At 66.9% G+C, this 8,374-nt stretch carries 9 protein-coding genes and 2 tRNA genes; 4 read left to right on the top strand and 7 right to left on the bottom strand.

Going from position 1 to position 8,374, the window contains the following annotated elements; translation table 11 throughout:
- The coding region (locus tag NTW26_01300) for a hypothetical protein (protein ID MCX7020910.1) at positions 1–272 on the top strand (272 nt) is incomplete at its 5' end.
- A 258-nt stretch (positions 273–530) separates the two neighbouring features.
- Here NTW26_01300 and NTW26_01295 read toward each other — a convergent pair.
- The 7 genes from NTW26_01295 to NTW26_01265 all read right to left on the bottom strand — a co-directional run bounded on the left by NTW26_01295 (position 531) and on the right by NTW26_01265 (position 4,691).
- Positions 531–1,190: a Crp/Fnr family transcriptional regulator gene (locus NTW26_01295; protein MCX7020909.1), complete on the bottom strand. Its 660-nt coding sequence runs from the start codon at positions 1,188–1,190 to the stop codon at positions 531–533.
- Positions 1,191–1,344: 154 nt separating this feature from the next.
- On the bottom strand, positions 1,345–1,827 hold the full coding sequence (locus NTW26_01290) for a thermonuclease family protein (GenBank protein ID MCX7020908.1): 483 nt from the start codon (positions 1,825–1,827) through the stop codon (positions 1,345–1,347).
- Positions 1,828–1,829: 2 nt separating this feature from the next.
- Positions 1,830–2,543 (bottom strand): endonuclease III, encoded by a 714-nt coding sequence (locus NTW26_01285; protein MCX7020907.1) that lies wholly within the window; start codon positions 2,541–2,543, stop codon positions 1,830–1,832.
- A gap of 85 nt (positions 2,544–2,628) precedes the next feature.
- A tRNA-Lys gene (locus NTW26_01280) sits at positions 2,629–2,705 on the bottom strand.
- A gap of 34 nt (positions 2,706–2,739) precedes the next feature.
- On the bottom strand, positions 2,740–3,540 hold the full coding sequence (surE, locus tag NTW26_01275) for a 5'/3'-nucleotidase SurE (GenBank protein ID MCX7020906.1): 801 nt from the start codon (positions 3,538–3,540) through the stop codon (positions 2,740–2,742).
- Complete coding sequence (gene surE, locus NTW26_01270; GenBank protein ID MCX7020905.1) at positions 3,533–4,318, bottom strand: 5'/3'-nucleotidase SurE; 786 nt, start codon at positions 4,316–4,318, stop codon at positions 3,533–3,535. The genes surE (NTW26_01275) and surE (NTW26_01270) overlap by 8 nt, the downstream gene beginning before the upstream one ends.
- A gap of 1 nt (position 4,319) precedes the next feature.
- A complete protein-coding gene (locus NTW26_01265) occupies positions 4,320–4,691 on the bottom strand; it encodes an SMR family transporter (protein ID MCX7020904.1) in 372 nt (123 codons plus the stop codon).
- Between the two features lie 142 nt (positions 4,692–4,833).
- On the opposite strand from NTW26_01265, the gene NTW26_01260 reads away from it, so the two are divergent.
- The 3 genes from NTW26_01260 to NTW26_01250 all read left to right on the top strand — a co-directional run bounded on the left by NTW26_01260 (position 4,834) and on the right by NTW26_01250 (position 8,305).
- Positions 4,834–4,920: transfer RNA gene (locus tag NTW26_01260), tRNA-Leu, on the top strand.
- A gap of 725 nt (positions 4,921–5,645) precedes the next feature.
- A complete protein-coding gene (locus tag NTW26_01255; GenBank protein MCX7020903.1) occupies positions 5,646–7,493 on the top strand; it encodes a hypothetical protein in 1,848 nt (615 codons plus the stop codon).
- The gene (locus tag NTW26_01250; GenBank protein ID MCX7020902.1) at positions 7,493–8,305 is read left to right on the top strand and encodes a prolipoprotein diacylglyceryl transferase; all 813 of its coding nucleotides are present in this window, start codon (positions 7,493–7,495) and stop codon (positions 8,303–8,305) included. Before NTW26_01255 ends, NTW26_01250 begins: the two co-directional genes overlap by 1 nt.
- Positions 8,306–8,374 lie beyond the last annotated feature (69 nt).

The following is an 8,374-nucleotide window of genomic DNA, read 5'->3' as shown; positions in this document are numbered from 1 at the left end:
GGCAGTGCGACTCCGCCGCCCGCCCCTGGCGGTACGAGGCCGAGACCTTCTCGCCCTTTGTTACGGTTGGCAGAGCCAGAACGGTCGGTGTAGATTTCGACACCTGGTTTCACCCGGTGGGGGCCGGCGAATCCGCCTCGTGTCGGTTCTACGGCAACGGGGGCTATACCCTTTTCGATGAAAACTTTAGGGATCTCTACGACTGGCAGACGTACGATACCGGCGATGAGGTGACGGAGACCTCCTGGGGCGCCATCAAGGCGAGCTTCTAACCGGCGACCTTTGCCGTAGGGGCGACCCTCTGCGGTCGCCCGCGGGCGGGGACAGAGCCCCGCCCCTACGGCTACGCTCGGTTAAGCCCCTTGTCGTAGGATCCGAAGGGCGGGGCTTCATTGCCCCGCCTTGTTTTATGTGGTTCACGCCCCGGCCCGCGCCTAGCAGGCTTCCCCTAAAAGGGCGGGGGAATCGTGTCGGTCGGTATTAAAAACGGGACCCTTCCAGGTCCCGTCTATTTCAATCATATACAGCCCCTATGCGTCGCCGAACTGCTCCTTCATCTCCAGGTAGTTCATGAACCGCTCGAGGTGCTCCATGGAGTAGACGGTCATTTCCTCGCCCTTCATCTCCAGCACCCGGGCGCGCACCAGGGTGTCCAGAATCTCCTCCACCTTGGGCTTGGGCAGCCCGACCATGCCTACCAGCTCCTTGATGGAAAACTCCTTGTCGAGCTTGATCCCCCCGCCGACCTTGGGCTCGCCGTGCTTCTGGGTCAGGAGCATCAGCGTCCCGGTGACGCGGGAGGAGTTGTCGCGGTAGAGGAGGGTCTTTATTTTGCGGTCGGCCTCGCGCAGCCGGTTGGACATTTTGCGCAGGATGCGCATGATGAGCTTGGGGTTGGTGGAAATCTGGGACTCGAAGATGTCCGCGGAGAGGACGATTACGCTGGCGTCCTCCATGGCCTTGGCCGTGGCGGAGCGGGGCTGGTTGTCTATGATGGCCATCTCGCCGAAGAACTCGCCGTCGGTGAGCACCGCCAGGGTGGTCTCCACGTCGCGGCTCATCTTGGTGATGGCGACCTTGCCGGAGTGGATGATGTACATCTCATTCCCGATGTCGCCCTCTTTGCAGATAACCTCGCCCTTCTTGAAGGTCTTGCCGAACTTCTTGAAGACCTCATCGCTCATGCGCATGGCGCGGTCCTTTCCCGGAAGAAAATGAACGCCGGCCGTCGGATTGATGAGAGGAGTATATCACAAAGGGGTCGTGCCGACAACCGTAGGGGCGGGGCTCTGTCCCCGCCCGCGGGCGACCACAGAGGACTCGTCCTACGGGTCGCCCCTACGGTCAATCGAGCACGAATCCCGCCGGTTCCTCCCCCCGGGCGGCGGCCTCGATCCGGTCCCGGAAGCGCTCGTTGGGCGGGATGATGTAAGGCACCGCCAGCCCCTCGTAAACCAGGAGCGGGCAGACCTCGACGCCGTCCACCACGGGGTAACCCAGCACGCGGCCGTACTTGTCGTAGACGACCTTGTCGAAGTAGAGGATTACCCAACACCCGTCCGTGAGGCGGATCAGGCGGTCCCGGGCCTCCTCGAATCCCGCCTCGCCCCGCTCCGGGGTGTCTATCCCCAGGAGGCGGACCTTGCCAATACCGGCGCAGACGAAGGTGTCGCCGTCTACCACGCGCTCGACGTAGTACTCGCCGCTCCCGCCGGGCTCCGGCTGGGGTTGCGGGCAGGAGACGTCGGCCAGGATAACCGCCGCCGCGGCGACGATCAGAATTGCGCCGAATATCAGCCGGCCGTGGCTTTTCGGTTCCTTTTCCATAATCAGCGCGAGCGGACGACCCCCACCCGGGGGCAGCACCCCGCCACCGGGCAGTCGGAGCAGTGGGGGGAGACGGGTTTGCAGCGGTTGCGACCGAAGACGACCAGCATCGAGTTCAGCGGGATCCAGTACCGCCGGGGGAGCTTCTCCCGCAGCGCCAGCTCCGTCCGGTCCGGGGTCCTGGTCCGCACGTAGCCCCAGCGGTTCACCACGCGGTGGACGTGGGTGTCCACGCAGATGCCCGGCTTGCCGTGGCCCACGGTAACGACGAGGTTGGCGGTCTTGCGCCCCACGCCCTTGAGCTTCACCAGTTCCTCGACGGTGTCGGGCACGCGGCCGCCGTGGTCCTCCAAAATCCGCCGGCTCACGTCGCGGATGGTCTCACCCTTCCGGTTGTAAAAACCGGCGGGGTAGATGGTCCGGGCGATGAGGCCGGGGTCGAGCCCGGCCATGGCCTCCGGCGTGTCGGCCAATTTGAACAGGCGCTCGGTGGCGGGGCCGGTGACCTCGTCCTTGGTGCGCAGGCTGATCAGGCACCCGACGAGGACGCGGAAGGGGGCGTTTTTTTTGACGTTGGCGGGGGCGGGGTGGTAGGCGTCGGGGTCCAGGGGCGGCGGGCCCTGCCAGCGGCCCTCCCGGTCCACGGTGAGCGGTTTTTGGCCGGAAACCTCACGGGCCACCCGGGCGAGGACTTTTCCGATGTCGAAGGGCTTCATGGAAAAGGGAGACGTCGCCGTCTCCCGATGCGGTTCATCCCACCGATCAAAGGCGACTTCACCGCGGGCATCCCGCCGGCCTTTGTGGTGGGCCGTGGAGGAATCGAACCTCCAACCCACTGATTAAGAGTCAGTTGCTCTGCCAAATTGAGCTAACGGCCCGTGGGGGTAATGTAGCTCATCGGACGGGCGGGTGTCAACCTTCCCGGAGCCCGTCCAGCCCCCAGTCCCGCATCCGGTCGAAGAGGCCCCCGTCGTTCAGGTCGAGATCGAGCGGGGTGATGGAGACGAACCCGTCCCGGACGGCTCGGTGGTCCAGTTCCGGATCGTCGTCGTCGGTGTCGGCCATCGGCCCGCGCAGGAGCCAGCCGCCGGTCTTTTCGTCGGGGGCGTAGCGGGTGCGGAAGATGAAGCGGCCATGGCGCGTGAGGCGTATCCCCCGCAGCTCGGCGGGCGGGACGTCGGGGACGTTCACGTTGAGGCAGGTGCAGGGCGGCATCCCCCGCTCGAGGACGGTCCTCGTCAGGCGGGCGGCGAGGCGGGCGGCGTACCCCAGCGCCCCGTCGGCGTCGGGAATCCCGGGCGGCTTGCCGAAATGCCCCAGGCTGACGGCGATGGACGGGATGCCCAGCATGGCGCCCTCCAGCGCCGCGCCCACCGTGCCCGAGTAGAAGATGTGGGTGGAGAGGTTGAGGCCGAAGTTGACGCCCGTGAGGACGAGGTCCGGCCTCCCCGCGTCGTAGAGGTTCGAGACGGCGAACTTGACGCAGTCGGCGGGCGAGCCGTCGGTGACCCAGACCTGGATGCCGGGAGCGATGGAGGCCCGGGCGGCCTGGATGGGCCGGTCAATGGTGATGGAGTGGCCGGCGCCGGAGCGCTCGAACATCGGGGCGCAGACCAGCACTTCGCCCAGCGGTGCGAGCTCCCGCACCAGGGCCGGGAGTCCCTCGGCGTGGACGCCGTCGTCGTTCGACACGAGGAGGCGCGGTCTATCCATCGTTTTGCCGGGGCATGGCTTCCTTTTCCGCGACTTTCCAGCAGGGGTTCGCGCAGCCGCTGTCGAGGCGGGAGAGAGAGACGTACCCGGCGAGGATGGCGGCGACGTCGCTCTCGGGATGCTGCCCCTCGGGCGGGTCGTCGTAGCCGTAGAGGCTGACCCCTCCGGGCTCCTCGCGGTAACCGATGGCGGTGACGATGTCCCCCGGCGTGGTTTCCATGAGGCCGCGAACCGGGCCGTGCGCCCCGGCGGGGACGTTAAGGTTCAAGAATCGCCCCGGCTCCAGGCCCTCGTCGAGTATTTTCCGCGCGATGTCCGCACCCCACGCCGCGGCCAGCCGCAGGTCCGCCTCCTCCGGCCTCCCCCAGTGGCCGGAACCGTCCAGGGAGCCGGAGGAGACGGCCAGGGAGGGTATGCCCCACATCGCCGCGTCACGGGCCGCGCCCACCGTTCCCGAGTAGTGGAGGTCCGAGGCCAGGTTGAGCCCGTGGTTGATCCCCACCACGACCAGGTCAGGCGGCGGAGGGCCCATCCGCACCAGACCGTAACGGACGCAGTCCACCGGGAAGCCGTCCAGGACGGTGACGGCGAGCCCGTTCGCCAGGCGCTTGGAGCTCACGGCGAGCACCCCGTGGAAGGAACCGGCCATGGAGGTGCCGGAGCGCGGCCCGTCGGGCGCCACGACCGTCAACTCGCCCAGCCCGGCGAGCGCCTCGGCCATAATCGCCAGCCCCGGGTAGTCCGCCCCGTCGTCGTTGGTCAGTAAAATCCGTTTCACGTCAGGCGACCGCCTGCTTGGCCACGACCAGCCACACCCCGGCGACGATCAAGACGAATCCCGCCACCTGCCACCAGGTGATGCTTTCTTTCAGCATCAGGGCGCTGACGACGATGACGATGGCGAAGCCCACTGAGGTGAAGACGGGGTAGGCCACGGAGAGGTTGAGCTTCGACAGGACGTAGGTGTAGAAGACCAGAGCGGCGGCGAAGCTGGCCAGGCCGCCCCAGAGCCAGCCGCTGGAGAGCATCCCCTTGGCGTAGGGCCCGAGGCCCAGGGAGTCCAGGGTGCCGATGCCGCGCATCGCCACCTTCATCAGGATGTTGGCCCCGGCGTTGAAGACGATGCCCAGGGCGAGCGCTAGGTAGGTCATGGTCACCTCGCGGGGGGGTTTTAAGTCCGGAAGATTGTACCTCATCCGGCGCCCGAATGGGGTCCGACGGCGTCCGCGTAACCTTCCGCCTCACGGGGCGCTTGACTTGGCCCCGTCCGGACACTATAATGCCCCTCTCGGAGCCGAAGTGGCGGAATTGGCAGACGCGCTAGATTCAGGGTCTAGTGGGGTTCGCCTCGTGGGGGTTCGAGTCCCCCCTTCGGCACCACCGGCGAGCCGCCGGGGGCTGTTCCGCGGAGTAAGTCGTTTGTGTTCGAGGGGTTACTGCCGCGAGCGGGCGGTTTTTTTATTCGAAACTCGGCACCACCGGCGAGCCGCCGGGGGCTGTACCACGGGTTGAATCGTTTGTGGTCGAGGAGTTATCGCCGCGAGCGGGCGTTTTTTTATTCGACAGATACGACAACGACGCAGGGTCCGGGGCGTGCCTCGTGGATTGCGATGATGTAGGGCGGCCCCGTAGGACGAGTCCTCTGCGGGCCGCCGCGAATCACCCCCACCCAAACCCGTAGGCGAGCCTCCCCCCAAAGGGGGGAGGGAAAAATGTAGGGCGGGGGCTCCGTACCCCGCCCATTTCACGTTTCAAACCTTGACACTCACCCAAACCCTCTCCCTAAAAGGGAGAGGGGACATAATGCGACCCTCACCCCGGCCCGCGCCTCGCGGGCCTCCCACAGGGAGAGGGAAACTGCGGGCCGCCGCTTTCGCCCCTCACCCTAACCCTCTCCCCACAGGGGAGAGGGGATAGGCGGCAGCCCTCACCTCTGACTCCTCTCCTGCGGGGAAATTGGAAACGTCCCCGTCCGCGCCTCTGCGGGCCGCCCGCGGGGGTTGGGGACTTATACCCCGCAGGGGTGGCAATGTCCGCCGTTTGACGGTATACTTATCCAAACGGGAACTGACCGCAACCGAACCCCTGATTGGCCGGAGGGTCGGATGGCCGCACCTTTCAAATGGATTTTGGCGATTTTCCTCGTCCTGGGGGCTTTCTCCTTGACGTCGGCGGACTCTCTCGAACGGGCCCAGGAGCTCGTTTACCAGTCCAGCGAAAAGCTGGACGCAATCGAGATGGCCCTGGCCACCGCCGCCGAAGAGCGCGCCGCCGGGAACCACGACCAGGCCCTTGACGCCCTCAAGCTCATCGAGCGCGACGTGCAGGCCATTCAGAAAGGCGAGGAACGCATCCAGGGGGCCATCCAGGACGCCAGGGACAAGCCTCCCGTCTTTCCAGTGCCCGAGGAGGGCGAGGACGACCCGCGCATCAAGTACGACGAGGACCTGTCCCGCCTCGGCGAAATCGCCGGTTGGCAGGTGACCACCGCCCAAATCAAGCTGGCCGAGTGCCATTTCTACTCGGCCATGAACTACCTCGGCCTCATGCACCAACTCTTCGCCGGTGACGCTCTGCCCGAGAATCCCAGCGTGGACGATGAAGTGGCGCTGGTCCAGGAGAATCTGAACCGCCTGCGCACCAGCGCAGGCAACGGCGAGCAGGCCAAGCGCCTGGCCAAGCAGGCCGAAGAGGCGCTGGCCAGGGCCCGGGACCTCCTACCCCCCGACGGCGACCCGGTGCTCGAGGCAAACCTGGACAACCTCCAGCCCCAGGTGGTGGACCTCCAGTCGCTCATAGACCAGGAGATAGTCAACACCATCAACAACCAGGCGCATGCCCAGGTGGAGCTCGGGCTGGTCCTGTTGAAGGACCGCCGGTACTCCCAGGCGCTGCGCGAGATTCAAAAAGCGGAGACCTACGTCCCCGGTTACGAGCTCGTCCCGCGCGCCACCGCCGAGGTGAGCTACGTCCAGGGCGTCGAGTACCTGGAGGGTTCCCAGGACAAGCGCGCCGAGGGCTCCTTCCTCGAGGCGCTCAAGTACGACGCCCGCCACTACGGCGCCAACCTCGAGCTCGGGAAGCTCAAGCTGAAGACGGGTGACGCCGCCGCCGCGGTCGAGTACCTGACCCAGGCCACGCAGATCAAGCCCGACCAAGGGACGGGGCATTTCTTCCTGGCCCGGGCCCTGGTCGCCCAGGGGAAGCAGCGGGACGCCCTGGCCTCCTTCGAGCGGGCGGCCGACCTGGGGTACGGCGTGGACGCCTTCCGGGAGTGGGGCTTCGCCTGGGAGGCGCTGGGCGACCTGGGAGAGGCGATAGACGTTTACGAGAACGGCATCCGCCACGGCGGCGACTCCGACATGGTGTTGACCGCGCACCTGGCGTACCTCTACGCCCTCGAGGACGAGAGCGACTCCACGGCGGTCCGGCTGGCGCAGGGGGCCATTGACGGCGGCGGACCCCTCGAGTTCGCCTGGCCCGCCCTGGTGCTGGCCAACTACAACTCCGACCTGTATTCCGTGGCCGTCGAGAAGGCGGACGAGGCGCTGGCCGCCCTGGCCGCGGGGTTCTCCGCCGCCCGGGCCGTGGTCTTTTACGCCAAGGCGGCGTCCCAGTACGAGATGGACGATTTCACCGCCGCCCTCGCGACCCTCGGCGCGTCGCCCCCGGACGTCCCCGAGGCCATTCGCAAGGATTTCGACAAGCTCAAGAGCAACGTCGTGGACGCGCTCACCCAGGGCGTGGATAAGGAAAAACGCGACCTGGAGAAGGAGCGCGACAAGCTCCGGATCGAGCGCCAGGGCCTGGAGAAGGATCTGGCCAAGCCCGAGGCCGACACCGCCGCCATCCAGGAGAAGATGGCGGAGGTGGACGCGAAGCTGACCGAAATCGAGGCCCGGCTCGGGGAGCTCGAGTCCGAGCGCGGTTCCCTGCAAGAGCGCGGCGAGTGATGTTCAAGTGGATCCCGCTTTTCGGCGGAGTGGTTCTGATGCGGACCCTCTTCGCCGTCTTGCTTCTGGCCGGCCTTCTGGGCTGGCTTCTTTACCGGAAATTTTCCGACGGGCCGTGGCGGCGGGCGACGGCCGACTACCTCATGGCGCTCCTGATCGGGCTGGCGGCGGCGCGGGTGGTCGAGTACCTCGTCTTCCTCCCGAGCTACCTGGGGCAGGGCCACCTGGTCCGGTCGTGGACCTATCTGGGCGGCTGCTTCTGGCCGGGCCTGGCGGCCGGGCTGGCGACCCTCTGGCTCTTGGCTAAGAAGCGGGGCGACGCGCCGTGGCCGCGCGTGGCCGCGGGGGTGCTCACCGCCGCCTTCGCCATGGCTCCCGTTTGGATCGGGGCGATGTTGGACGGCTCGGCCTGGGGCGCGGCGGGCGACGTCCCCTGGGCGCTCGGGCCCGGTCAGTACAGCATCTTCGTCCCGCTGCTCGCGTTCGGCCCCGCGGCCGCCTTCGATCCGAGGATTTCCACCGCCTACACCATCCACCCGGTCCAGGTCTACTTCGCCCTGGCGTGCCTTTTGATCGGCCTCGGGGGGATTTTTCTAAAAAAACGCCTGGCGCCACGCCCGTTAAGCGCCGTCCTGGTCGCCGCCCTGGCCGTCGTCTGGTTCGGCCTCGGCTTCCTGCGGGCGGACGACCCGGGTTTAATCCTGGGTCTGTGCGCGCCCCAGATTATGGCCCTGGGCGGGCTCGTCTGGAGCGCGGCGGTCCTCGTCACCGAGAAAAAAAGCCGCGCGAACCGGCCCCCGACCGCCGGGTGACGGTGGGTCAGTACGGGGCGGCCCTCAAGCCGGCAACACCGCTGTTTGTGATGACGTAGGGGCCGACCT

Source organism: bacterium, from assembly GCA_026398675.1.
Lineage (GTDB): Bacteria > RBG-13-66-14 > RBG-13-66-14 > RBG-13-66-14 > RBG-13-66-14 > RBG-13-66-14.
The sequence above is the reverse complement of the archived record's forward strand: the minus strand, read 5'-3'. Positions and strand labels throughout refer to the sequence as shown.

What these genes read in the sequence shown, in the direction of transcription:
- NTW26_01295 (MCX7020909.1), bottom strand. Translation starts at nt 1,190, where the DNA reads ATGCGCATGAGCGATGAGGTCTTCAAGAAGTTCGGCAAGACCTTCAAG.
- surE (MCX7020906.1), bottom strand. Translation starts at nt 3,540, where the DNA reads ATGGATAGACCGCGCCTCCTCGTGTCGAACGACGACGGCGTCCACGCC.
- NTW26_01285 (MCX7020907.1), bottom strand. Translation starts at nt 2,543, where the DNA reads ATGAAGCCCTTCGACATCGGAAAAGTCCTCGCCCGGGTGGCCCGTGAG.
- NTW26_01265 (MCX7020904.1), bottom strand. Translation starts at nt 4,691, where the DNA reads ATGACCTACCTAGCGCTCGCCCTGGGCATCGTCTTCAACGCCGGGGCC.
- NTW26_01290 (MCX7020908.1), bottom strand. Translation starts at nt 1,827, where the DNA reads ATGGAAAAGGAACCGAAAAGCCACGGCCGGCTGATATTCGGCGCAATT.
- NTW26_01255 (MCX7020903.1), top strand. Translation starts at nt 5,646, where the DNA reads ATGGCCGCACCTTTCAAATGGATTTTGGCGATTTTCCTCGTCCTGGGG.
- NTW26_01250 (MCX7020902.1), top strand. Translation starts at nt 7,493, where the DNA reads ATGTTCAAGTGGATCCCGCTTTTCGGCGGAGTGGTTCTGATGCGGACC.